This window comes from Thermococcus sp. M36, assembly GCF_012027355.1.
Lineage (GTDB): Archaea > Methanobacteriota_B > Thermococci > Thermococcales > Thermococcaceae > Thermococcus.
The window spans coordinates 485,080-508,313 of the sequence record NZ_SNUH01000002.1 but is presented as its reverse complement, the minus strand read 5'-3'; the positions used below and the strand labels follow the sequence as shown (position 1 = coordinate 508,313).

The window sequence follows — 23,234 nt, the reverse complement described above, 5'->3', positions numbered from 1 at the left end:
AACTCCCCCGCTGGGTATTAAAAGGTTAGCCCCCCATGTCCCGGAGCGCACGCGAGAGCTTCCCGAGCTCCCCAAAATCGAGGAGCTCGTCCTCCAGGGGAACCAAAACGTGGCTGTGGCTCAGGTCGTACGCCCTCAGAAACGGGGAGACTATCTCCCTCAGCACGTCGTTGCCGTAGGCCCAGGGGCTGAAGGCGGGCATGACTATCAGTCTTTCCCCTGCCAAAAAGGCTGGAACCTTCACGAGGGCCCCCACCTCATCCCTGAGCCTTATCGCCGGGTGTTCGTGCCCTATGATGAAGCGTTCCCCCTCAACGAGCCTGTGGCCGTGGACGAGCTTCCAGCCCCCGACCTCAAACTCGTCGGTGATTTCAACGCCGAACTCCCTCAGCCAGAGCGTGCCAACGTCGTGGTTGCCCCGGACGAGGACGATTTCCTCAACCATGGGGGAGATTTCCTCTACGAAGGCCTTCAGCTCTTCCCTTTCGCGCCACTCCGGGACGAAGGAGTGCTTGAGGTCACCGTCTATGACGAGCCTCTTCGGCCTCTCCCTTTCGAGAAGTTTCTTCAGGCCCCCGACGACTTCATGGAACACCCTCGGGAGATAGAAGCCCTCCCTCGCCATGCTCACCTCGTAGCCGAGGTGGAGGTCTGCTATGATGAGGGTTCTTCCTAGCCTGAGGGCTTTCTCAGGGAGCGGTGTGGGTCTCATGTTTCCTGGTTGGATCTTCGGCTTTTAAGTTTTGTTAGGGGAACCGAAAAGGTTTTAAATTTGTCCACCAGTGGAACAATGGTGGGTAAAAATGGCTTTCATTGGTTTCGTCAAAAGCCCCTATGGTCCCGGAAGGACTTACGAGGAGATAATAGAGAAGTTGAAAGAAATGGGGTTTACCGTCGAGTTTTCCAAGCATCACTGGGCTGGGGACCTTCCTTTTGGACTCGTGATGGCTGAGACAAACAAAGGGCCAGTAGCAATACGGTGGTCCCTGGGGAAAGAGTTCTCCATAAGGCTGGAAGCGGTGGATGAGGAAACATACGACGGGTTTGTCGAGGACACCCTGGAATACATCAACGCGGACTCAGGGTGAGCGCTCCTGCTTTATCCTCTCTATGACATCGAACAGGCTCCAGAGATCCCTTATTATGTGGAGATGGGGTATGAGCGCGAGCCTTTCGCGGTTGTTCTCCACGAATTTCGAGCTGAAGGGGAAGTAGTACCAGACGTATTCGGTGTTCTCGTCGCCGTGCCCTATAAAGCGCCAGGGCTTATCGTCAACCCACACGAATACCTCGTCCCCGTACTTCTCGCGGACGAGCCTGAAGGCCTCGTCTATTGTCAGCTCCCTGCCGAAGACTATAACGTCGTCAAAAAGGTCGTAGATGCCCATCTCCTTAAGCCTTCTAACCTTCATGCCGTCTATGAAGTCCTCCGCCGAGAAAGAAATTACTATGTGACCCTCCTCTTTGAGCCTCTTCAGGAGTTCGGGGGAGTCGTCGAGGGGCTTTGTGAGCTTTGCCCTCTCCTCGAACCAGGTTTCAAAAAACTTTGTCCTCAGGAAGAAGGGGGGCTTTGACTTCTTCTTATGGCTTCCAAAGGTCGGCCTCTCGAAGTAGTTTTCTATCTTCGTGAGAACCTTAGCCCAGAGCCCCTTGAAGGGCAGCCATGGGTAGCGTCTCTCCAAAGCTTTCACGAAGGCCTCCTCGATGCACGAGTACGTGTCTGCCAGAGTTCCATCGAAGTCGAAAGCGATTATCATGACTATCCCCTCCAGCGTGGTGGTGTACTGCGACCTTTAAGCTTTGTCCCCCATCCCTGCGATACGGGGCGCGGCCGAAACCTTCCGACTTAAATAGAGAGCATATTGTAACTTCAGTAACTCGAAAAAGTTTTAACTTTCTTCGGCTCTAAAAAGACCGCCATTTGTTTCGGAGGGGATAGAATGAAGAGGGTCGTGGCACTGGTAACTGCTCTTTTGGTTCTGGGTGGCCTGGTCTCGGCCTGGCCGACTGATGGTCCAACTCTTGACAATCTGATGAATGTCCACCAGAGGCTGACCTACAAGGCGATCGAGGCTGTCTATCAGGACAACCCGGCTCTTGGAAGCATACTGATGCAGTACAAGGACCAGCTCCTCTATGGTGCGTACGACGAGGACTGGACCGGTGGGAGCATAGACATCGGGGGCAAGACGTACACCATACAGAGCCAGTACCACTTTCTTGATCCCATGGATCACGCCGAGCTGTTTACTGTGGCCCTCCTCGGGGATCCGGACACATCTGCGGCTGACATGGCTCAGAGGCTCTATGAGAAGGCGGTACAGCTCTGGAGGCAGGGAGACCGCGCCGGGGCAATGTATTACCTCGGCAGGGCGCTCCACATAATCGAGGATCAGTCCATGCTCATAGGCCACCAGACCCCGCACCTCTTCGAAGACCTTGAGCAGGAGAAGTACGTTGAGAACGCCCACGACTTCGTTGAGAACGAGGTTTCACCGACCGTTGCGGATGACATTCTGAACAACCGCGTCCCGCTCGACCTAACCCCCATAAAGTGGTGGCAGATACCTCAGGAAAAGTCCAGGTTTATCCAGGGCTACGACATATACCTCACGGACAACGAGAACGGGCATATGAGCCTCTCCAACGGCGTCGCCTGGGCGTACGCCGATCTCGCCGCTCATAATTCCTGGAGGTACATGCTATATGCCACAGGCAGGGACATCAACCTCTGGAGCGAGTGGGGCCACCTCGGAAGCTATTTCTGGACGAGAACCCTCAGAAAGGGCGACTGGAGCGTCCTCAAGCTTGAGTTCAAGGGTGCCAGCTCGATAACCCTGGTATTCAAGGACATCGACATGCAGAACGCCTACTTCAAGACCCTCGGCTACATCGAGATCTACGATAAGAACTGGAACCTCATCGCTCGCTATGACCAGGATCCGAACCCGTTCGTTGACACAAGCATTACCGTTCCGGGTGATACCGTTTACATCTACACCCACGTTGACAGCACTGCGTGGTTCGACAGCGACGTGGACGGCTGGGCTATAAGGAACATAGAGGTTCACGCCAGCTTCGACGTTAACTCACCGAGCGGTTTCAGAACCCTCGACGGCAGGGAGTATAGCAAGGTCCAGTGGGCGGTTTATGAGACCATGCAGTACGACATCAGACTGCTCGCTGGCCTGATGGAGAAGTTCTTCGAGGACGTTGGCGTTACTGGCTGATTCTTTTCTTTCCAACATTTTCTGGACGCATCACCCACACTTTCGAGGGCACAAAGCATATATTAGCGGGGCTTCAACTTTCAACGAGCGTCTTAAAGCTCAGAAGGTGATAGGCATGGGTAGGCACTACCTTCCAAACTCGGCCCATAAGGATGAAATGCTGAAGGAAATCGGATTCACCTCGATTGAAGACCTCTTCTCCGACGTCCCGAGGAGGATGGTTCAGAAGTTCAATCTGCCGGAGGGGAAGAGCGAATACGAGGTGTTCACTGAGCTCAACGGCGTTTTAAGTCAGAACAGGACAGTCCTCGAAATGCCGAGCTTCCTCGGTGCTGGAACCTACTTCCACTACGTCCCGGCCCACGTTAAGTACCTTATCGAAAGGAGCGAGTTCCTCACAGCCTACACCCCCTACCAGCCAGAGATAAGCCAGGGCATGCTCCAGGCCCTCTTTGAGTACCAGAGCCTCATAGCGGAACTTGTGGGACTGCCGATAGTGAACTCGTCAATGTATGACTGGGGCACTGCTATGGCAGAGGCCGCCTTGATGAGCGCCCGCGTAACTAAAAGGAACAAGTTCGTGGTGCCGAAGCACCTCAGCCCGGAGAAGAAGAGAGTCCTCGAAACCTACGCCGCCGGCCCGGGCCTTGAGATAGTAGATATCCCCTGGGACGAAAACGGCCAGCTCGACCTTGAGAAGCTCAAGGAAGAGGTTGAGGGTGCGGCGGGTGTCTACATAGAGATTCCCAACTTCTTCGGCCTTCTTGAGGAAAACATCGGAGAAGTCGGGGAGATCGCCCACGACGCGGGGGCGCTCTTCGTGGTCGGAGTTGACCCGACGATACTCGGGATTGTTGAGGCCCCCGGAGAGCTCGGTGCGGACATAGTCGTCGGCGAGGCTGCTTACTTCGGTAGCCCAATGAACTTTGGCGGGCCGAGGGCTGGCATCTTTGCGACGAGGAACGACAGGAAGCTTATCCGCCAGATGCCGGGAAGGATAATAGGCATGACCAAGACTGCGGACGGGAAGAGGGCCTTCGTGATGACGCTCCAGACGAGGGAGCAGCACATAAGGCGCGCAAAGGCCACCTCAAACATCTGTTCAAACGAAGCGTTGGTGGCCGTTGCGGCCGCGATTCACCTGGCCACCCTCGGGCCGAAGGGGCTGAGGGAGCTTGGAGAGGTCATACTCAAGAACACCGCCTACCTCAAGAGGCGCCTGAGCGAAGTCGGGGAGGTAGTCTTCGATGGAGTCAACTTCAAGGACGTGCCTGTTAAGTTCGAGGTTCCCTACGATGTCATCCATGAGAGGCTCCTTGAGAATGGTATACACGGCGGCTACTACATAGGGAAGCACTTCCCCGAGCTTGGTGGGGTGGCACTGTTCGCGGCCACTGAAACGACGAGGAAGGAGTGGGTTGATGCCCTCATTGGAGCTCTGAGGGAGATAATAGGTGAGGCGGGGCTGTGAGGTGGTGAAGATGTTCAGGCAGGCCAAATGGGATGAGCCAACCATTTTTGAGCTCTCACGCCCAGAGAGAATTGGCTACACCCTCCCCAAGCCGATCGAGGACGTTAAGGTTGAAATCCCTGAAAAGCTGAGGAGGAAAAGCCCGCTCAACCTTCCCGAGCTGAGCGAGCCAGAGGTCGTCAAGCACTACACCCGCCTGAGCGAGATGAACTACGGCGTCGATAACGGCATCTACCCGCTCGGCTCGTGCACCATGAAGTACAACCCCAAGATAAACGAGGAGATTGCCGCCCATCCGGGCGTCGCCTACGTCCACCCGTACCAGGACGAGAGAACCGTCCAGGGAGCTCTCAAGATAATGTGGGAGCTTGAACAGTGGCTCAAGGAAATCACCGGAATGGACCGCTTCACCCTTCAGCCCGCTGCCGGTGCCAACGGCGAGTTCACCGGAGTCATGATAATCCGCGCCTACCACCTCGACCGGGGTGAAACGCAGAGGACGGAGATGCTCGTCCCCGACTCGGCCCACGGAACGAATCCAGCGAGTGCAGCAATGGCAGGCTTCAAGGTCATTGAGATACCCTCCAACGAGAACGGAACCGTCGATCTGGAAGCCCTTGAGAACGCGGTGAGCGAGAGGACTGCCGGTTTAATGCTCACGAACCCCAACACCCTTGGCATCTTCGAGGACGAGATACTGGAGATAGCGAAGATAGTGCACAAAGCCGGTGGCCTGCTCTACTACGACGGCGCCAACCTCAACGCCGTCCTCGGGAAGATAAGGCCCGGCGACATGGGCTTCGACGTAGTGCACCTCAACCTCCACAAGACCTTCTCGACACCGCACGGCGGAGGCGGCCCTGGAAGCGGGCCCGTCGGAGTCAAGGACTTCCTGAAGGACTACCTGCCCGTCCCTCTGGTCGGCTACGATGAGGAGCGCGGCTACTACCTCGACTACGACGTGCCCAAGAGCATAGGTAAGGTCAAGGAGCTCTACGGCAACTTCGCGGTCATGGTTAGGGCCCTCACGTACCTCAAGATAATGGGAAGGGATGGCCTTAAAGAGGTCAGCGAAGTAGCCGTGCTCAACGCTAACTACCTCACCCAGAAGCTCAAGGGGACTAAGGGCTACGAACTGCCCCACAAGGAGCTCAGGAAGCACGAGGTCGTCTTTTCGGCAGAGCCTATGAAGAAGGAGACCGGTGTGACGGCGATGGACGTCGCCAAGAGGCTCTTGGACTTTGGGATGCACGCCCCCACAGTTTACTTCCCGCTGATAGTGCACGAGGCGCTAATGATAGAGCCAACCGAAACCGTCAGCAGGGAGGAGCTCGACGCCTACGTTGAGGCCCTCAAGAAGATAAGCGAAGAGGCATACAGTAACCCCGAAATCGTCAAGGGTGCCCCCCACAACACGACGATAAAGAGGGTTGACGACGTTCTGGCGGCAAAGAAGCCGATAATAACATGGCGCATGTACCGGGAGCTGAAGGAGAGGGGAGAGATAGACTACTGAGCTCCCCAGCTTTTTCTCTTTGTCTTAGGCCTCATCTTTCACAGTTCTGGACAGAAAGGTTAATAAACTAAAGGAACGGACAATATGTAAGCAAAATATTACATATGGGTGAATGCCATGACAGAAGTCGTTGGGAACTACGGTGGAGAATCCGCTGGGGACGTCGTTGAAGAGTACGAGGTTCCCATCAGGGGTTTTCTGTTTCGGGAGGGAAAGCTTGAGGGGGTATACGTTGAGGGGGGAATGCTTACGGTGACGGAGGAGCTTCCGAGGGACGTTCACGAGGACATTCTGAGGGGTAGGGCCGGAAGGAGGCTCATGGTGCGTGAGGTCAGGTACAGGGGGATGAACGTGCTTGAGGTCTACATTCAGGACGGCTACAGGGCATGGCCCATCCACGTGGCTGAATTTCTCGAGGAGGACTGAGCCAAAAAAGTGTCCTGTGGAGCCCCGGGCGGGATTTGAACCCGCGACCGGCGGATTACAAGTCCGCCGCCCCGCCAGGCTAGGCTACCGGGGCACGGTCTAAAGACATTTCAGGATAATTATAAAGTTTTCGTAGGGGACCCTTCTGCAGTCTCTTCACGGGGTTTCACAGAAAGTTTCCGTGCTTCAGGGCCAACCGTAATATTTATAAATCCACCCTGTATTCCCTACATTGGGTTGTGCCGCCGTAGCTTAGTCGGTAGAGCGCCGGACTGTTAATCCGGCGGTCCCCGGTTCGAGTCCGGGCGGCGGCGCCATCAGTGGGCCCGTAGCTCAGCCTGGTCAGAGCGCGCGGCTCATAACCGCGTGGTCGGGGGTTCAAAGCCCCCCGGGCCCACCAGTTCTACAAACTTCGCCTTCGCGAAGTTTGATCAAGGCCCGCATGTCAACTCTAAAATGGCTGGTTCTTAAGTGGGTTTACTCCCCAATTAGCAGTTTTACAGTGTTCCATTGCAAATATAACTCCCTCCGGGCGTTAAGAGGAAAGTGGAACCATTTGAGTTGCTTGTTTTTTGAGTTAAACCCACTTTAAACTTGCAATCCTGAAAAGACATGCGAACTCACTCCAACCAATTTAGCAGGAAGTCTACTCTTTGATCAAACTTTGCAGTGCAAAGTTTGCTTTGCTTGCGCAAGCATTGACGGAAAAATCGCGTGCAATTCTAAATTGGTCTGCTTGTGAAATAGGTTTACTCACTAGTTGTCAACTCTTCAGGGTTTCACTCTCCAAAAGGCGTCCAAAGGACGCCGGAACGAAAAGTGGAACCTCTTAAACTTGTTACCTTTAGAAGTAAACCTCATTAAAGCGATAACACTCATGAAGGCAAGATAGAGCTTGTTTATCCAGGTTAAAGCACAAAATCGAAGTGTTCCCATAAATATTCTCTTTTAAGAGCAAACTCCTGATTTAAAGCCTCAGACGCCCTCCATTTCTTGCCAAAAATTGACCAATTTTGGCCGTGTTTTGATTGAATATGGCAATTAGTACTTATGAAAAGCGAGCATGATGCCAATATTTTGCCGCTAATAATGCCAAATATCCAATAAATTTTAGCCGTTTGGCCGTTTTCTCGGAAGTTTGAACCTCGAACCCACGCCGAGCCTTTATAAGTCTTTCTCAGTATTGGTGAACATACAAGTACACCAACGCCGCTTTTCGGCGCGAAAAACGGTTCTTAAACTTTTCGTAACCGATATAAACCCCTACGAGCCAGTTACCACTCGAAAAGCTTATATACCGAAACCCGCAGGTGGGAGGTAGTGGTAATCGTTCTTAAAAAACGTTAAGGGGGCAATTCTCGGTGGCGGCGAAAAAAGAGTTTGATATATTCACCCATGAACTGGTTCCCGAGCACAGAATCCTCAGCGAGGAGGAAAAGGAGGAACTCCTCAGGAAGTACAGGATTAGGATCTCCCAGCTTCCGCAGATAAAGGCTTCAGATCCAGCCGTTGTGGCGCTCGGCGCGAAGCCCGGCGACGTTCTTGAGATCAAGAGGAAAAGCCCGACGGCGGGATACTATTACTACTACCGCCTGGTGGTTGAGGACTGATTCTGTGGGGTGAGACTATGGCATCGAGAGGACCGACCGTTGTTGATGTTACTCCGGATGACCTCTGGCTCGTTATGGAGGCGTACTGGAAGGAGAGAGGACTCGTCAGGCAGCACCTTGACTCTTACAACGCTTTCATTGACTACGGCATGCAGCAGGTTATAGACGAGTTCGGCGGGATCAAGCCGGACATCCCCGACTTTGAGGTTAAATTTGGAAAGGTGCACCTGGGCGAACCGGAGTTCCAGGAGGCCCAGGGGCAGAGGAAACCGCTCTATCCCATGGACGCCCGCATAAGGAACCTCACGTACTCAGCACCGCTCTACCTTGAACTCATCCCGGTCGTCAACGGCATTGCCCAGGAAGCCGTCGAGGTTCGCATAGGCGAGCTCCCGATAATGCTCAAGTCCAAGGCCTGCAGGCTCTACGGCCTAAGCGACGAGGAGCTCATAAAGCTTGGCGAAGATCCTAAGGATCCGGGAGGATACTTCATAATCAACGGCTCTGAGAGGGTTATAGTTTCTATTGAAGACCTTGCCCCTAACAAGACGCTTGTGGAAAGGGACGAGAGGCAGAACAGAGTCATAGCCAAGTGTTTCTCCTACAGGCACGGATATAGGGCCCTTATTACCGTGGAGAGGAGGAAAGATGGAACCCTCTACGTCAACATACCGAACGTCCCCAGGCCGGTCAAGTTCGTCTACGTCATGCGCGCCCTCGGCCTGCTCAGCGACAAAGAGATAGTTGAAGCAGTGAGCGACGACCCGAGGATACAGCAGGTTCTATTCGACAATTTGGAGGACGCCGCCGACATAACCACCCAGGAGGAGGCCCTTGACTACATCGGAAAGCTTGCCCTTCCCGGCCAGCCTAAGGAGTACAGGCTCAGGAGGGCCCAGCACATCATAGACAACAACCTCCTGCCCCACATGGGCGTTGAGGAGAAGGACAGAAGGGCCAAAGCCTACTACCTCGGTATGATGGCGCTCAAGGTTCTTGAACTTTCGCTCGGCCTCCGCGGTGAGGACGACAAGGATCACTACGCCAACAAGAGGCTCAAGCTCGCCGGAGACCTGCTCAGGGACCTCTTTAGGGTTGCCTTCGGCCAGCTCGTCAAGGACATGCAGTACCAGATGACCAAGACCTACCAGAGGAAGGGCGAGCGGTACACCTTCGAGAACATTCAGAGGTTCGTAAGGAACTCGATAAGGCCCGACGTTCTCAGCGAGAGGATCGAGCACGCTCTGGCGACCGGTGCCTGGCCCGGCGGAAGAACCGGTGTCAGCCAGCTCCTCGACAGGACGAACTATATGTCGACCCTCTCGCACCTTAGGCGCGTTACTTCGCCTCTCAGCAGGGACCAGCCACATTTCGAGGCCCGTGACCTTCACGGAACCCACTGGGGCAGGATCTGTCCGACTGAGACTCCAGAAGGTCCGAACTGTGGTCTCGTTAAGAACCTCGCCTTAATGTCTCAGATAACCACAGGAATCCCCGAAGAGGAGGTCAGGGAGTATCTGGGCAGGCTCGGCGTTGTCCCGATAGAGGAGCGCCGTCCGAGGCCAGATCTGTGGAGGGTCTACCTCAACGGCGTCCTGATCGGAACAGTGGAGGACGGAGAAAGCCTGGTTAGCAGGATCAGGAATGACAGGAGGAGCGGGAGGATAAGCGAGGTCATAAACGTCGCCCTGTATCAGGACGAGGACGTCAGGGAAGTTTACGTCAACAGCGATGACGGCCGTGTGAGGAGGCCTCTCATCATAGTTGAAAACGGCAGGCCAAAGCTCACGCGCGAGCACGTGGAGGGTATAAAGAACGGCACGCTCACTTGGAGCGACCTCGTCAAGATGGGTGTCATCGAGTACCTCGACGCTGAAGAGGAGGAGAACGCCTACGTCGCCACCTGGCCGTGGGAGGTAACCGAAGAGCATACCCACCTTGAGCTCATGCCCGCGGCAATACTTGGAATCCCTGCTTCACTCGTCCCCTACCCTGAGCACAACGCCGCCCCACGTAACACCTACGGCGCCGGTATGGCGAAGCAGAGCCTCGGCCTCGGTGCGGCCAACTTCCGCATAAGAGTCGATACGAGGGGCCACCTAATGCACTATCCGCAGGTTCCGCTCGTCAACTCGCGCATAATGAAGGCCGTCGGTTTTGAGGAGAGGCCCGCGGGCCAGAACTTCGTCGTCGCAGTCCTCAGCTACGGCGGCTACAATATGGAAGACGCCGTTATAATGAACAAGGCCTCTATAGAGCGCGGACTTGCCAGATCAACGTTCTTCAGGACTTATGAAGCAGAGGAGAAGCGCTACCTCGGCGGACAGACGGACCGCTTCGAGGTTCCTGATCCAACCATACAGGGCTATCTCGGCGAGAAGTACTACCGCCACCTCGATGAGGACGGCATAATCTTCCCCGAGTCAAAGGTTGAGGGTAAGGACGTCCTAGTTGGAAGGACCTCACCACCGAGGTTCCTTGAGGAGCAGAGCGGTCTCGGAGGGATAATCCTCCAGGAGAGACGCGAGACGAGTGTAAGCGTCAGGCCGAGCGAAAGAGGCATAGTTGACAAGGTGATCATAACCGAGACCGGCGATGGAACCAAGCTCGTCAAGGTCACCGTCAGGGACCTCCGCATCCCAGAGTTCGGTGACAAGTTCGCATCGAGGCACGGTCAGAAGGGTGTCATAGGCCTCATCGTTCCGCAGGAGGACATGCCCTGGACCGAGAGCGGAATCGTTCCAGACCTCATAGTCAACCCGCACGGTATCCCGAGCCGTATGACCGTCGGACAGCTCATTGAGGCCATAGGAGGAAAGGTGGCTTCACTCAAGGGAAGAAGAGTTGACGGTACCGCTTTCATTGGAGAGCCTGAGGAGAGGCTCAGGAAGGAGCTTGAGGAGCTCGGCTTCAAGCACAGCGGCAGGGAAGTCATGTACGACGGCATAACTGGAAGGCGCCTTGAGGCCGACATATTCGTGGGCGTCATCTACTACCAGAGGCTCCACCACATGGTCGCCGACAAGATGCACGCGAGGAGCAGGGGTCCGGTGCAGGTTCTCACCAAGCAGCCGACCGAGGGAAGAGCAAGGGAAGGTGGTCTCAGGTTCGGTGAGATGGAGCGTGACGTCCTCATCGGCCACGGCGCTGCGATGCTGCTCATAGAGCGTCTCCTTGAAGAGAGCGACAAGACAGAGGTATGGGTCTGCGAGACCTGCGGACATCTGGCACTTGAGGACAAGCGCCGCGGTAAGGTCTACTGCCCGGTCTGCGGAGAGGAAGAGAGGATAAGCAAGGTCGAGATGAGCTACGCCTTCAAGCTCTTGCTGGACGAGCTGAAGGCGATGGGAATAAGGCCGTCCCTCAACATAACTGACAGGGTGTGATGGTCATGCAGTCGATGAAAAAGGTCATCGGGAGTATTGAGTTTGGGATACTCTCACCCCAGGAAATCCGGAAGATGAGCGCGGCCGAGATAACGGTTCCGGACACATACGACGACGACGGCTACCCGATAGAAGGCGGCCTCATGGACAAGCGCCTCGGTGTCATTGACCCCGGGCTGAGGTGTGAGACCTGCGGTGCAAGGGCTGGAGACTGCCCAGGTCACTTCGGCCACGTTGAGCTTGCCAGGCCGATAATCCACGTCGGTTTCGCCAAAACGATCCACCGCGTCCTTGAGAGCACCTGCCGCGAGTGCGGGAGGATAAAGCTCACCGACGAGGAGATAGAGGAGTACACCCACAAGTTCGAGGTCATGGGCGACAGGAAGAAGGCCAAGGACAGGCTCATCAAGGAGATCCACAAGAAGGCCAAAGAGAGAATGGTCTGCCCGCACTGCGGTGCCCCTCAGTTCCCGATCAAGTTCGAGAGACCGACGATCTATTGGGAGCTGAGGAAGGACGAGGAGGGCAGCGAGTACAAGCACAGGATGATGCCGAGTGAGGTTCGCGACAGGCTTGAGAAGGTACCGGACAAGGACCTGCCGCTCCTCGGACTCCACCCGGAGAAGGCCAGGCCGGAGTGGATGGTTCTCACCGTCCTTCCGGTTCCGCCGGTTACAATGAGACCGTCCATCACCTTAGAGAGCGGTATTAGGGCAGAGGACGACCTCACCCACAAGCTCGTCGACATAATCCGTATCAACAACCGTCTCAAGTCCAACATTGAGGCCGGTGCGCCGCAGCTCATCATAGAAGACCTCTGGGATCTCCTCCAGTACCACGTCACCACATACATCAACAACGAGACCTCCGGAATTCCTCCGGCCAAGCACAAGAGCGGAAGGCCTCTCAAGACCCTCGCCCAGAGACTTAAGGGTAAGGAGGGCCGTTTCAGGGGCAACCTCAGCGGTAAGCGTGTCAACTTCTCAGCCCGTACCGTTATCAGCCCCGATCCGATGATAAGCATCAACGAGGTTGGTGTTCCGATAGCGGTAGCTATGGAACTCACCGTTCCCGAGAAGGTCACCGAGTTCAACTTTGAGAAGCTCAAGAAAATGGTTCTCAACGGGCCCGAGAAGTATCCAGGAGCGAACTATGTCATAGATCCCGAGGGAAGAAGGATAAGGCTCATGGAGAACAACCTCGAGCTCATAGCCGAGAAGCTCGACATAGGCTGGACCGTTGAGAGACACCTCCTCGACGGCGACATAGTCCTCTTCAACAGGCAGCCCTCACTCCACAGGATGTCCATCATGGCCCACCGCGTCAGGGTGATGCCCTACAAGACCTTCAGACTCAACCTTGCCGTCTGCCCGCCGTACAACGCTGACTTCGACGGTGACGAGATGAACCTCCACGTGCCGCAGACGGAGGAGGCGCAGGCAGAGGCCAAGATACTCATGGAGGTTCAGAACCACATCATCTCGCCGCGTTACGGTGGCCCGCTCATAGCGGGAATCCAGGACCACATCTCCGGCGGCTACCTCCTGACGCGCGAGGGAGCCTACTTCACCCGTTCAGAGGTTGAGCAAATGCTCATGTTCGCGGGCGTTGACGTCATGCAGCTCCCGAAGCCGGACAGAGTTGAGAACGGCGTCGAACTCTGGAGCGGGAAGACAATATTCTCCATCCTCCTTCCGGATGACCTTACAATTTGGTACCGCAACAAGCTCTGCGATGAGCCGGAGCGCTGTGAAGCCCTTGAAAGGCTGATAGAGGAGAAGCTCATTCCTGACGAGGAAGAGGTCAGGAAGCTCGCCTACGACGGCTTTACCTACATACTCAACGGCAAGCTCCTCAGCGGTGCCATAGACAAGAAGGCCTACGGAAGGGAGGACGGAAGGCTCCTCGACATAATCGTGAGGGAATATGGAGTTGAGAGGGCCAGACAGTTCCTCGACCAGGTCACCAAACTCGCCATATGGGTCATCACCCACAAGGGATTCACCACCGCCATAGATGACGAGGATCTCCCGGGAGAGGCCCTCGACAGGATACACGAGATAATTAGGGAGGCTGAGGAGAGGGTCAACAGGCTCATCGAGGCATACAAGAACGGCGAGCTTGAACCCCTTCCAGGTAAAACCCTTGAGGAGACCCTTGAGAGCAACATCATGGCCGTTCTTGCCGAAGCACGTGACAACGCAGGTAAGGTCGCCGAGCGCTACCTCGGTATGAACAACCACGCGGTCATCATGGCCAAGACCGGAGCGAGGGGTAAGATGCTCAACATCACCCAGATGGCAGCGATGCTCGGCCAGCAGTCCATCCGCGGTAAGCGCCTCTACCGCGGCTACCGCGGAAGGGTGCTGACTCACTTTAAGCCCAACGACCTTGGGGCAAGGGCCAAGGGGTTCGTCACCAACTCTTACAAGAGCGGCCTCACTCCCCAGGAGTACTTCTTCCACGCCATGGGTGGAAGAGAAGGTCTCGTCGACACGGCAGTTAGGACTGCACAGAGCGGTTACATGCAGCGCCGTTTGATCAATGCCCTCCAGGATCTCAAGGTGGACTACGACGGAACGGTTAGAGATCCGACTGGCATCATCGTCCAGTTCCGCTATGGAGAGGACGGCGTTGACCCCATGAGGAGCTGGCAGGGTAAGACGGTTGACGTTGACAGGGTGATAGTTAGAACCCTCGTCAAGATGAGGGGAGGTGAGTGAAATGGTTGCAGCGAAGACCATTAAGAGCATGGTCGACAAGGCAGACCTTCCTGAGAACATCAGGGAGGAGCTCTACAATAAGCTCGTCGAGTACAACAAGAAATACAAGCTCAAGAAGGCGGAAGTGGAGGCCATAATAGAGGAGGCGGTCAGGGAGTACCAGAGGGCCCTGATCGAGCCTGGTGAGGCTATTGGAACCGTTGCGGCCCAGTCCATCGGTGAGCCGTCAACGCAGATGACCCTTAACACCTTCCACTATGCGGGTGTCGCTGAGATTAACGTCACCCTCGGTCTTCCGAGGATTATCGAGATTGTTGACGCCAGGAAGAACCCGTCAACGCCGATCATGACCGTCTACCTCGACGAGAAGCACAGGTATGACCGTGAAAAGGCCCTTGAGGTGGCGAGGCGCATAGAGGGAACCACACTCGAAAACCTCGCGAGGGAGACCAGTATAGACATCCTCAACTTTGAGTTCATAATTGACATTGACCCTGAGAGGCTTGAGAAGAGCGGTCTAGACATGGAAAAGATACAGAGAAAGCTTGAGAGCTCTTTTAAGAGCGCCGAGTTTGAGGTGGACGGGTATACGATTATCATGCGCCCCAAGAAGGTGAGCAAGCTCTCCGACCTCAGGAGGCTTGCCGAAAAGGTTAAAAAGCACCGCCTTAAAGGCCTCTCGGGCGTCGGAAAGACCATCATAAGGAAGGAAGGCGACGAGTACGTCATCTACACCGAGGGTTCCAACTTCAAGCAGGTTCTCAAGGTTCCGGGTGTGGACCCGACCAGGACCAGAACCAACAACATCCACGAGATCGCCGAGGTGCTCGGCATCGAGGCAGCAAGAAACGCCATCATAGAGGAAATCGTCAACACCATGCGCGAGCAGGGTCTTGAGGTCGACGTCAGGCACATTATGCTGGTCGCCGATATGATGACGCTCGACGGCGTCATACTGCCCATAGGCAGGCACGGTATAGTTGGGGAGAAGGCCAGCGTGCTTGCCAGGGCCGCTTTCGAGATAACCACCCAGCACCTCTTTGAGGCTGCTGAGAGGGGCGACACTGATCCCCTCAACGGTGTTGTTGAGAACGTCCTCATTGGACAGCCCGTGCCTGTCGGTACGGGAATCGTTAAGCTGGCAATGAATCTCCCCCTGAGACCGAAAAGGGAGTAGGGAGGTGTAGTTAATGGTTGACTTTGCATTCGAGCTTAGGAAAGCACAGGACACCGGAAAGATAGTAATGGGTGCCAAGAAGAGCATCCAGTACGCCAAGATGGGTGGGGCCAAGCTGATTATAGTCGCTAGGAACGCCAGGCCCGACATCAAGGAGGACATCGAGTACTACGCCAAGCTCAGCGGCATACCGATCTACGAGTTTGAGGGAACCAGCGTCGAGCTCGGAACGCTCCTCGGAAGGCCGCACACCGTCTCGGCCCTTGCGATAATCGATCCCGGTGAGAGCAGAATACTTGCCCTTGGGGGTAAGGAGTAATGCCGCTGAAGCTCAACACTGACCAGATAAAGTTCATAGCCCTCTTTGAGAGCATGACTGGGGCAACAGTCCTCGACTGCCTCATAGACACCAACAGGAACAGGCTCATCTACGTCATCAAGAAGGGAGAGATGGGCCTCGCCCTCGGAAAGAAGGGAGCCAACGTCAAGCGCGTCCAGAACATGCTCGGGAAGGACATTGAACTCATAGAGCACTCGGAGAACCCCGAAGAGTTCCTGAGGAACATTTATAAGAGCCTCGGGGTTAAGGTTAAAAAGGTTCACATCACTGAGAAGCGTGATGGTAAGAAGGTCGCCCTCCTCGACATAGGCCCGCGCGAGAAGCCGCGCGCCATTGGAAGGGGCGGCCAGAACATCAACCTCGTAAAAGAGCTGATGGAGAGACACCACGGCATTCATGATGTGATCATAATTTGAGGTGATGATCATGCCTGGAAAGAAGGCCCCGTATGGAGAGTTTGCCGGTAGGAAGCTCAAGCTCAAGAGAAAGAAGTTCCGCTGGAGCGACATCCGCTACAAGAGGAGAGTCCTCAGGCTCAAGGAGAAGAGCGACCCGCTCGAGGGAGCCCCGCAGGCCAAGGGGATAGTCCTTGAGAAGATCGCAGTTGAGGCAAAGCAGCCGAACTCGGCTATGCGTAAGGCTGTCCGTGTCCAGCTCATCAAGAACGGTAAAGTCGTTACCGCCTTCACCCCCGGTGATGGTGCCATCAACCACATAGATGAGCACGATGAGGTCATCATCGAGGGAATCGGCGGTCCCAAGGGCGGTTCTATGGGTGATATTCCAGGAATCAGGTACAAGGTCGTCAAGGTCAACAGGGTCTCCCTCAAGGAGCTCGTCAAGGGCAGGAAGGAGAAGCCGAGGAGGTGAAGGGAATGGCCAAGCCGCTTACAGAGAGGTTCTACCAGCCTAAGGAGCTCAAGGTCATGGGAAGGTGGAGCGTTGAGGACGTCGTCGTCAACGACCCATCGCTCAGGCCCTACATCAACCTCGACGCTCGCATACTCCCGCACAGCCACGGAAGGCACGCCAAGAAGTCCTTCGGCAAGGCCAACGTTCACATCGTCGAGAGGCTCATAAACAAGGTCATGCGCAGCGGCGCCAGCGGCCACAAGGTCGGCGGCCACTTCATGAGGAGAGAGCACCGCTCCCTCATGAGCAAGAAGATGAAGGCCTACGAGGTCGTCAAGGAGGCCTTCATGATCATCGAGCGCAGAACCAAGCAGAACCCGATTCAGGTCCTCATAAGGGCTATCGAGAACTCCGCCCCGAGGGAAGACACGACCACCATCGCATTCGGTGGGATCCGCTATCACATGGCCGTTGACGTTTCACCGCTCAGGAGACTCGACATAGCCCTCAAGAACATCGCCCTCGGCGCTTCAGCCAAGTGCTACAGGAACAAGACCAGCTACGCCCAGGCTCTCGCCGAAGAAATAATAGCCGCCGCCAACAGGGATCCGAAGAGCTTCGCCTACAGCAAGAAGGAAGAGATCGAGAGGATCGCCCAGTCCTCACGCTGAGGGCTGGAGGCTTTTCCCACTTTTCTACCATTCTTACCGTTCCCTGAAAGATACTAAGATCATTAGTTGCTCATCCTTTGATCAGGCTCTTGCCCACCATGTTCGCCGACTTTTCAGCTCCAAAAAACATCAAAACAGTCGGGGCTATGTCCATAAGCGAGGCGTTTTCAAGCTCAACCTTCTCAAAGCCCCACAATATGAGCGGAACCTTCACAACCGGCTCGTTCATCGAGCCGTGCATTCCCTTAACCCAGTGGCTTACTCCCTTAATCCCCCTGCACATTCTGTGGGAGCAGAACCAGTAGCCAGGCTTGGCGGAGACTATCAGCTCACCACTCAGGGGCGTGTCGAGGTGTGGAAGCTCATCGCGGAAAAAGACTTCTTTGACCCCTGGAGCCTTCCTCAGAACTTCAAAGGCTTCCTCGGCCTGGTTCGGGTCTCTGAGATAAACGTGAACTCCACCGCCAGAGGAGACGCGTAGCGTCTCGATGCCGTGCTTCCTGAGGTAGGTTTTCAGGTTCACCCAGGTGTGAACCTCTTCCTGTCCGTGGTCGGCGAAGATTATGAAGGCGTACTCTTCCTTCAGGCGCTCCCATAGAGTTCTAACTGCAGTGTCAACGGTCTCAACAGCCTTTAGAGCCCCCTCACTCAGCGGCCCATAGTCGTGGCCCATGCCGTCTATCGAAGCGAAGTGTACGAGGAGCAAATCCGGCCTGCATTCCTCGTATAGGTAGATGGCCGAGTTCATGACCCAGACGTCCTTCCTCCAATCGCGACCGTGCTGGCGGTACATCCTGTCACCAGCAAAGAAGGGCGGGAAGATTCTAACGTCCGTCCCGCTGAACGGGGGCATCGTATAGCCGCTGACGGCTGCGGTTCTAACACCTTTCTGCCGCAACAGGTCAACGATGGTCGGGGCCTTAATGACCTTGTGGGGATTAAAGGCCACCTCGTAGTCGTAGAAGTTGACCTTTCTATCGGCCAGCCTGTCGTAGTAGCCGTTCTCGACGACGCCGTGGTCTTTGGGCCAGACGCTGGTCATGACGCTGGTGTGGACCAAATCGGTGAGTGTCGGGAATATAGAATCAACGACGGTGAAATTCCCACTATCAGCAAGCTCGCTCAGGAAGGGCATGTGCTTCAGGTTGTAGATCCCACAGCCGTCGAGGCTTATCAGCGCGAGCTTTTTCCTCATCCCAAAACCTCCAAGTGGTGTCAGCCTGACGTGCAGTCATCACGCTTCAGTGGGATGGAGTGTTCGTCATCCACCTGGATTCTCTCTGCCGAGGCGGTATATATTCTTTCCGAGCCACTCGTCCAAAGTTTTCTGCCTCGCAAGGCTCCCGAGTATGTAGCTCCTCTCCAGCCATTTCTCGAAGGGGTGTTCAAGACGCCTCCTAACGGCTTCTAAAGCCTCGTTAAGCGTCTCAAAGCGGCCTATCAGGTTGTTCATAGCCTTTTTAACGCCCAGTCTTATCTGCCAGACCCCAACAGGGGCGTAGTACTCCGGCGTGACCTCGCGGAAGACCACTATCCTCGCCTGTCTCCTCCTCACGCGGAGTGCCTCAAGGACGCTCAGCCTGGCGGCGTGATACGCTCCGGCTGTTTCTTTCACGTACTCCTTTCTTCCCCGGAAGTCCTCGTAGTCATGGATAACGCTGGGCTCGCCAGCCCCGAAGAGGGAACCCTTCAGCCACACCTCTAGGAGCTCGAAGGCGTAGCTCTCGGGCATCAGAAGAACAACGTATCGGTTCCCTAGGAAGCGGTAGAAGTAGACCTCATAGTCGTTTATCTCCGGGTAGTGGAGAATCTCGCGCCTCAGATTCTTGCCTATCGTGTCCTGGACGGCAGTTATGCTCCACCTCGTGGGAACGAGCTTTTTGTCCACTCCGAGGAGTCCGGCAGAGAGAAGTCTGATGATGTAATACTCGTCGAAGCCCCAGTTGTATAGGCGCATTATTGCCTGCTCTGCCTTTAGCTCATCGCTAACGACGTAGTCCGTCCTCCTCGGAATCCTTGGATTCTCCGTGAGCTCAAAGTCCAAAAGCTCCGCCTTTGGTCCTATTGGCGGCGCGAACTCGCTTGGAAGGACTTTGAGGACGGGCTTTCTCTTGAGGAGTATCTCGCTGTCAACCGGCTTTATTGACATCGCCAGCTCCTGAACCTCGCCGAGGATTCTCCCGCTCCTCCTTACGTGGACATCTGCTTTCGTCTCGCCCATAACCAATAGCGAGCGGTAGTAGAGGATGTCCCTTATCGTCTTGTTCTCCCACTTGAGCGGGTTGTCGAGGTAGTCCGTCTTACCCTCGATGGGCGGCACAAGCGGGCCGATTCTGACCTTTGGGTAGCCGTGTTCTCCGACGAAGATGCTTGGTGGGGAAGAGCCGAAGAGATGCCTTTTATTGAGCCTCTGCTCGATGGTTCGAGCTACTCTAAAGCGCTCGAGTATTGGACAGGTGGGCCTGCCGCAGAGGAGCTTCCTGCCCTTGCAGACGGCACAGAGCTTGGAGTTGAAGAGCTGGGTCATCGAGGATAGTTACTCAGGGAGGGTATTTATGGTTTGCCGACGCTGGCATCTCGAGTACCTTCCAAAAAACTTAAAAACCCCCTCCAGCTCATATAACTCGGGCATTGGAGTGCCGCGGTAGCCTAGCCTGGTAGGGCGCCGGCCTGCTAAGCCGGTGGGCGCTGCCCACAGGGGTTCAAATCCCCTCCGCGGCGCCAAATCTTTCTCTGGGGTCAGATGCCGGGATAGCCTAGAGGCGAGGCGAGGGACTGCAGATCCCTTCCACCCGGGTTCAAATCCCGGTCCCGGCTCCACACCACCTTTTGCCGACTAGAAGATCCAGTTTCCAATCTAAACTCTTAATGAGATTCTTGGGATGAGAAAAGAGAAAAAGGCTTAGATCTTCCTCAGTCCAGGGAACCAGACCTTCTTCCCGGCCTTCTCCTTCTCTTCGTCCCACTCGGCGAGTATCTTCACGGCCTCACTGGCAACGAGGGCGGCCTCCTTCTCCCCGGCCTTGCCGAACTCGTTGGTAACGCGGTTGGCGAAGACCGCACAGACGCATCCTGCACGCAGTCCGTATATGTTCGCGAGTGTGTAAAGGGTTGCCGCCTCCATCTCGAAGTTAGTTACGTTTGCCTGTCTCAGGTCGTCGAGTATGTTTTTGGCAAAGCTCGGGAAGTAGCCCTTCAGCCCGGGCCTGCCCTGGCCGAGATAGAAGCTGTCCGTCGAGGCGGTTATGCCGATGTGGTAGCGGACGCCCAGCGTTTCGGCTGCCTCTATCAGTGCAAGGGTGACCTCAAGGTCTGCAACTGCTGGATATTCAACGCGGACGTACTGCTTTGAAGTCCCCTCAAGCCTCACCGCGGCTTTCGCTATTATCAGGTCGCCGATCTCCATCCCCGGCTGTATGGCGCCGGTAGAGCCGACGCGGATGAAGGTATCGGCACCTATCGCCGCGAGTTCCTCGATGGCTATGGCCGTGGACGGTCCTCCGATCCCGGTGGACGTCACGCTTATCGGGACGCCCTTATACCTGCCTGTGTGTGTCCTGTATTCCCTGTGGAAAGCTATCTCCCTCGCCTCGTCCCAGAGGGAGCTTATCTTCGGCACCCTCTCAGGGTCGCCGGGCAAGAGGACGTAACGTGCGACATCTCCTGGCTTGCAGGCTATGTGGTACTGGTAACCCTCCTCGGTCTGGGGCCTCTCGGCGGAAACGAACTTCTCAACCATGGCAACCACCTTTTTATCCACTTGTGCCATAGATATCGTTCGTGGAAATAAAAAACCTTGGGTGGTACGATGCTCGTCTGCTCACGCTGCGGTAGGGAGTACCCGGAGACGTTTCGTCTGACCTGCGACTGCGGCGGAACCCTGCTAGTCAGGCGGAACCACTTCAGCTTCTTCGGTAGCCTTCTCTCGTACCTAGACATGCGCCGCTACCTCAACTTCCTCCCCGTGGGCGGGAACTACCTCCCCCCGGCAGTGCCCGCTATCACCCCGACCGCTGCACTCCAGATAGGTCCGGTCGTCGGGCTGTTCAAGCTCGAATACCTCCATCCGAGTGGCTCCTTCAAGGATCGTGGGACTTACGTCACCGTGGCAAAGCTCATGGAGGAAGGGATCCGGGAGGTCGTCCTCGACAGCTCCGGCAACGCGGCCCTGAGCATGGCCTTGTACTCCCTTCCGGCCGGGATAACTGCCCACCTATTCGTCTCATACAATACGATGCCGGAGAAGCTCTCGCTTCTGGAGAGGCTTGGGGCGGTACTCCACTTCGTTGATGGGGACAGGATGAAGGTTCACGAAATGGCAGTAGAGTTTGCAGAGCGCGAGGGGATAACCTACGTCTCCCACTGGCTTAACCCATACTTCATCGAGGGTACAAAAACGGTGGCCTTTGAAACTTACGAGCAGGTCGGTGTTCCCGACTACGTCTTGGCCCCGGCGGGGAGCGGAACGCTTTTCCTCGGCCTCTGGAAGGGCTTCACGGAATTAAGGGATATGGGCGAGATCGCGGAGCTCCCCCGGCTCGTTGCGGTTCAGGCCGGCGGCTACGAAAGTCTCTGCGAGCGTTCCGGCTTCCTCAACACCATCGCGGACGGCATAGCGATTCCAGAACCTCCGAGGATTGATGAAATGAAAAGGGCGATCGAGGAAACAAACGGTCTCTGTGTGAGCATTGAAGGGCCCGAAACGGTGGAAGCATTGGACTGGCTTAAGCGGGCGGGTTTTCTGGTTGAGCCTACCTCTGCCGTTGTCCTCGCGGCCCTGTGGAAGCTGGTCGAGAGCGGCGAAATCCCGGATGGTTCGAGGGTTCTTCTCCCCCTCACTGGCTCAGGCCTCAAACTGACCGAAGGTATTTAGACCTTGAGGGCGATAAACCTTTGGAGGTGGGGATCATGGAGGTAAGGTATCCGGCAGTCGCCGGCAGCTTCTATCCTTCGGGTGAAGAGCTCGTGCTGATGCTGGAGGAGTTCTTCAAGGATTTAGGTGAGGAGGGAAACGAAAGGAGGATAACCGCTGGCGTTGCCCCCCATGCGGGCTACGTCTTCTCGGGCTACACGGCCTCGAGGACTTATAAGGCCATCTTTGAGGACGGCCTGCCCGAGACCTTCGTCATCCTGGGCCCGAACCACACCGGCCTGGGCTCGCCGATAGCGGTCTATCCTTCGGGAAAATGGCTCACCCCGCTCGGAGAGATCGAAGTTGATGCCGAGATGGCCAGGGCCATCGCAGGGATCTCCGGCATGGTGGATCTTGACGAGCTTGCCCACAAATACGAGCACTCCATAGAGGTTCAGATTCCCTTCATCCAGTATCTGAGCGAACTGGCCGGGAGGGAGGTTAAGATAGTCCCCATCGCCCTCGGAATTCACGACGAAGAGGTGGCCGGGAGCTTAGGCAAGGCGGTTTTTGAGGCATCAAAGGAGCTCGGCAGGGACGTTGTCGTCATAGCCAGCACAGACTTCATGCACTACGGCCCCGTATACGGCTACGTGCCTTTCAGGGTGAGGGCAGAAGAGCTCCCCCACAGGATAAAGGAGTGGGATTTTCGCATAATAAGGAGGATTCTCGACTTCGATGTTAATGGGATGTTCAGGGAACTGGGAGAGATGAACCACACGATGTGCGGGCCCGGTGGAGTCGGGACGGCAATGGTCTACTCGCGCTTAGCTGGAGCCCTTGAAGCCGAGCTTCTCCACTACACGACGAGCTTCGAGGTGAGCCGCTCGACGGACGCTGTGGTCGGCTACGCGGGCATCGTGATGAGGAGATAACACCAAAACCCACATAAACTTTCCATCCTTTCCTTTTCCAGGAGG

The 23,234-nt window shown here is 55.8% G+C and carries 20 protein-coding genes and 5 tRNA genes; 19 read left to right on the top strand and 6 right to left on the bottom strand.

The features are described 5' to 3' along the window. Nucleotides 1-25: 25 nt before the first annotated feature. Nucleotides 26-712, bottom strand: a complete 687-nt coding sequence (locus E3E36_RS10515) for a metallophosphoesterase (protein WP_167895313.1) — start codon at nucleotides 710-712, stop codon at nucleotides 26-28. A gap of 91 nt (nucleotides 713-803) precedes the next feature. Here E3E36_RS10515 and E3E36_RS10510 point away from each other — a divergent pair, with 91 nt between their 5' ends. Next, nucleotides 804-1,088, top strand: coding sequence for a hypothetical protein (locus E3E36_RS10510; protein ID WP_167895312.1), 285 nt, complete (start codon nucleotides 804-806; stop codon nucleotides 1,086-1,088). On the opposite strand, the gene E3E36_RS10505 is transcribed toward E3E36_RS10510, so the two are convergent. Beyond that, nucleotides 1,080-1,757, bottom strand: coding sequence for an HAD family hydrolase (locus E3E36_RS10505; protein ID WP_167895311.1), 678 nt, complete (start codon nucleotides 1,755-1,757; stop codon nucleotides 1,080-1,082). The two genes, E3E36_RS10510 and E3E36_RS10505, sit on opposite strands and share 9 nt — an antisense overlap. A gap of 183 nt (nucleotides 1,758-1,940) precedes the next feature. Here E3E36_RS10505 and E3E36_RS10500 point away from each other — a divergent pair, with 183 nt between their 5' ends. From E3E36_RS10500 to E3E36_RS10485, 4 genes are all read left to right on the top strand, one after another. Next, a complete protein-coding gene (locus E3E36_RS10500; RefSeq protein ID WP_167895310.1) occupies nucleotides 1,941-3,230 on the top strand; it encodes a phospholipase in 1,290 nt (429 codons plus the stop codon). Between the two features lie 115 nt (nucleotides 3,231-3,345). Next, entirely contained in the window at nucleotides 3,346-4,701 is a 1,356-nt protein-coding gene (gcvPA, locus tag E3E36_RS10495; protein ID WP_167895309.1) for an aminomethyl-transferring glycine dehydrogenase subunit GcvPA, read from the top strand. 10 nt (nucleotides 4,702-4,711) lie between these two features. Continuing rightward, entirely contained in the window at nucleotides 4,712-6,217 is a 1,506-nt protein-coding gene (gene gcvPB, locus E3E36_RS10490; RefSeq protein ID WP_167895416.1) for an aminomethyl-transferring glycine dehydrogenase subunit GcvPB, read from the top strand. Nucleotides 6,218-6,334: 117 nt separating this feature from the next. After that, on the top strand, nucleotides 6,335-6,643 hold the full coding sequence (locus E3E36_RS10485) for a hypothetical protein (protein WP_167895308.1): 309 nt from the start codon (nucleotides 6,335-6,337) through the stop codon (nucleotides 6,641-6,643). A gap of 17 nt (nucleotides 6,644-6,660) precedes the next feature. On the opposite strand, the gene E3E36_RS10480 is transcribed toward E3E36_RS10485, so the two are convergent. Then, a tRNA-Thr gene (locus E3E36_RS10480) sits at nucleotides 6,661-6,737 on the bottom strand. A gap of 147 nt (nucleotides 6,738-6,884) precedes the next feature. On the opposite strand from E3E36_RS10480, the gene E3E36_RS10475 reads away from it, so the two are divergent. From E3E36_RS10475 to E3E36_RS10430, 10 genes are all read left to right on the top strand, one after another. Then, nucleotides 6,885-6,960, top strand: a tRNA-Asn gene (locus E3E36_RS10475). Between the two features lie 5 nt (nucleotides 6,961-6,965). Further along, nucleotides 6,966-7,043: transfer RNA gene (locus tag E3E36_RS10470), tRNA-Ile, on the top strand. Between the two features lie 961 nt (nucleotides 7,044-8,004). Then, on the top strand, nucleotides 8,005-8,253 hold the full coding sequence (locus E3E36_RS10465) for a DNA-directed RNA polymerase subunit H (RefSeq protein ID WP_088865748.1): 249 nt from the start codon (nucleotides 8,005-8,007) through the stop codon (nucleotides 8,251-8,253). Between the two features lie 17 nt (nucleotides 8,254-8,270). Further along, nucleotides 8,271-11,639, top strand: coding sequence for a DNA-directed RNA polymerase subunit B (locus E3E36_RS10460; protein WP_167895307.1), 3,369 nt, complete (start codon nucleotides 8,271-8,273; stop codon nucleotides 11,637-11,639). Nucleotides 11,640-11,644: 5 nt separating this feature from the next. Further along, complete coding sequence (locus tag E3E36_RS10455) at nucleotides 11,645-14,362, top strand: DNA-directed RNA polymerase subunit A' (protein WP_167895306.1); 2,718 nt, start codon at nucleotides 11,645-11,647, stop codon at nucleotides 14,360-14,362. Nucleotide 14,363: 1 nt separating this feature from the next. After that, entirely contained in the window at nucleotides 14,364-15,539 is a 1,176-nt protein-coding gene (gene rpoA2, locus E3E36_RS10450) for a DNA-directed RNA polymerase subunit A'' (protein ID WP_167895305.1), read from the top strand. Between the two features lie 13 nt (nucleotides 15,540-15,552). Beyond that, entirely contained in the window at nucleotides 15,553-15,858 is a 306-nt protein-coding gene (locus E3E36_RS10445) for a 50S ribosomal protein L30e (protein ID WP_167895304.1), read from the top strand. Then, nucleotides 15,858-16,295 carry a NusA-like transcription termination signal-binding factor gene (locus E3E36_RS10440; protein ID WP_055429057.1) on the top strand — a complete coding sequence of 146 codons (438 nt, stop codon included), beginning with the start codon at nucleotides 15,858-15,860 and terminating at the stop codon, nucleotides 16,293-16,295. Before E3E36_RS10445 ends, E3E36_RS10440 begins: the two co-directional genes overlap by 1 nt. A 10-nt stretch (nucleotides 16,296-16,305) precedes the next feature. After that, nucleotides 16,306-16,749 (top strand): 30S ribosomal protein S12, encoded by a 444-nt coding sequence (locus E3E36_RS10435; RefSeq protein WP_014788295.1) that lies wholly within the window; start codon nucleotides 16,306-16,308, stop codon nucleotides 16,747-16,749. 5 nt (nucleotides 16,750-16,754) lie between these two features. Further along, on the top strand, nucleotides 16,755-17,402 hold the full coding sequence (locus E3E36_RS10430) for a 30S ribosomal protein S7 (protein WP_167895303.1): 648 nt from the start codon (nucleotides 16,755-16,757) through the stop codon (nucleotides 17,400-17,402). A gap of 70 nt (nucleotides 17,403-17,472) precedes the next feature. Here E3E36_RS10430 and E3E36_RS10425 read toward each other — a convergent pair whose 3' ends face one another. Continuing rightward, on the bottom strand, nucleotides 17,473-18,597 hold the full coding sequence (locus E3E36_RS10425; RefSeq protein WP_167895302.1) for an alkaline phosphatase family protein: 1,125 nt from the start codon (nucleotides 18,595-18,597) through the stop codon (nucleotides 17,473-17,475). Nucleotides 18,598-18,663: 66 nt separating this feature from the next. After that, nucleotides 18,664-19,929, bottom strand: a complete 1,266-nt coding sequence (locus E3E36_RS10420; RefSeq protein ID WP_167895301.1) for an Nre family DNA repair protein — start codon at nucleotides 19,927-19,929, stop codon at nucleotides 18,664-18,666. Between the two features lie 111 nt (nucleotides 19,930-20,040). Between E3E36_RS10420 and E3E36_RS10415 the strand changes: the two genes are divergently transcribed. Then, nucleotides 20,041-20,126 (top strand) — tRNA-Ser (locus E3E36_RS10415). A 21-nt stretch (nucleotides 20,127-20,147) separates the two neighbouring features. After that, nucleotides 20,148-20,222, top strand: a tRNA-Cys gene (locus tag E3E36_RS10410). A gap of 82 nt (nucleotides 20,223-20,304) precedes the next feature. On the opposite strand, the gene udp is transcribed toward E3E36_RS10410, so the two are convergent. Next, nucleotides 20,305-21,141: a uridine phosphorylase gene (gene udp / locus E3E36_RS10405; protein ID WP_167895415.1), complete on the bottom strand. Its 837-nt coding sequence runs from the start codon at nucleotides 21,139-21,141 to the stop codon at nucleotides 20,305-20,307. A 69-nt stretch (nucleotides 21,142-21,210) separates the two neighbouring features. Here udp and E3E36_RS10400 point away from each other — a divergent pair, with 69 nt between their 5' ends. Together E3E36_RS10400 and E3E36_RS10395 are read left to right on the top strand one after the other, a co-directional pair. Next, nucleotides 21,211-22,275: a pyridoxal-phosphate dependent enzyme gene (locus E3E36_RS10400; protein WP_167895300.1), complete on the top strand. Its 1,065-nt coding sequence runs from the start codon at nucleotides 21,211-21,213 to the stop codon at nucleotides 22,273-22,275. Nucleotides 22,276-22,310: 35 nt separating this feature from the next. Continuing rightward, entirely contained in the window at nucleotides 22,311-23,189 is an 879-nt protein-coding gene (locus E3E36_RS10395) for an MEMO1 family protein (protein ID WP_167895299.1), read from the top strand. Nucleotides 23,190-23,234: the final 45 nt, after the last annotated feature.

Bases quoted from the DNA above. Each gene is read 5' to 3' on its own strand.
- E3E36_RS10445 (WP_167895304.1), top strand. From the start codon at position 15,553: ATGGTTGACTTTGCATTCGAGCTTAGGAAAGCACAGGACACCGGAAAG.
- gcvPB (WP_167895416.1), top strand. From the start codon at position 4,712: ATGTTCAGGCAGGCCAAATGGGATGAGCCAACCATTTTTGAGCTCTCA.
- E3E36_RS10460 (WP_167895307.1), top strand. From the start codon at position 8,271: ATGGCATCGAGAGGACCGACCGTTGTTGATGTTACTCCGGATGACCTC.
- E3E36_RS10485 (WP_167895308.1), top strand. From the start codon at position 6,335: ATGACAGAAGTCGTTGGGAACTACGGTGGAGAATCCGCTGGGGACGTC.
- E3E36_RS10435 (WP_014788295.1), top strand. From the start codon at position 16,306: ATGCCTGGAAAGAAGGCCCCGTATGGAGAGTTTGCCGGTAGGAAGCTC.
- E3E36_RS10505 (WP_167895311.1), bottom strand. From the start codon at position 1,757: ATGATAATCGCTTTCGACTTCGATGGAACTCTGGCAGACACGTACTCG.
- E3E36_RS10420 (WP_167895301.1), bottom strand. From the start codon at position 19,929: ATGACCCAGCTCTTCAACTCCAAGCTCTGTGCCGTCTGCAAGGGCAGG.
- E3E36_RS10400 (WP_167895300.1), top strand. From the start codon at position 21,211: ATGCTCGTCTGCTCACGCTGCGGTAGGGAGTACCCGGAGACGTTTCGT.
- E3E36_RS10395 (WP_167895299.1), top strand. From the start codon at position 22,311: ATGGAGGTAAGGTATCCGGCAGTCGCCGGCAGCTTCTATCCTTCGGGT.
- E3E36_RS10510 (WP_167895312.1), top strand. From the start codon at position 804: ATGGCTTTCATTGGTTTCGTCAAAAGCCCCTATGGTCCCGGAAGGACT.
- gcvPA (WP_167895309.1), top strand. From the start codon at position 3,346: ATGGGTAGGCACTACCTTCCAAACTCGGCCCATAAGGATGAAATGCTG.
- E3E36_RS10515 (WP_167895313.1), bottom strand. From the start codon at position 712: ATGAGACCCACACCGCTCCCTGAGAAAGCCCTCAGGCTAGGAAGAACC.
- E3E36_RS10500 (WP_167895310.1), top strand. From the start codon at position 1,941: ATGAAGAGGGTCGTGGCACTGGTAACTGCTCTTTTGGTTCTGGGTGGC.
- rpoA2 (WP_167895305.1), top strand. From the start codon at position 14,364: ATGGTTGCAGCGAAGACCATTAAGAGCATGGTCGACAAGGCAGACCTT.
- E3E36_RS10455 (WP_167895306.1), top strand. From the start codon at position 11,645: ATGCAGTCGATGAAAAAGGTCATCGGGAGTATTGAGTTTGGGATACTC.
- E3E36_RS10425 (WP_167895302.1), bottom strand. From the start codon at position 18,597: ATGAGGAAAAAGCTCGCGCTGATAAGCCTCGACGGCTGTGGGATCTAC.
- E3E36_RS10440 (WP_055429057.1), top strand. From the start codon at position 15,858: ATGCCGCTGAAGCTCAACACTGACCAGATAAAGTTCATAGCCCTCTTT.
- udp (WP_167895415.1), bottom strand. From the start codon at position 21,141: ATGGTTGAGAAGTTCGTTTCCGCCGAGAGGCCCCAGACCGAGGAGGGT.
- E3E36_RS10430 (WP_167895303.1), top strand. From the start codon at position 16,755: ATGGCCAAGCCGCTTACAGAGAGGTTCTACCAGCCTAAGGAGCTCAAG.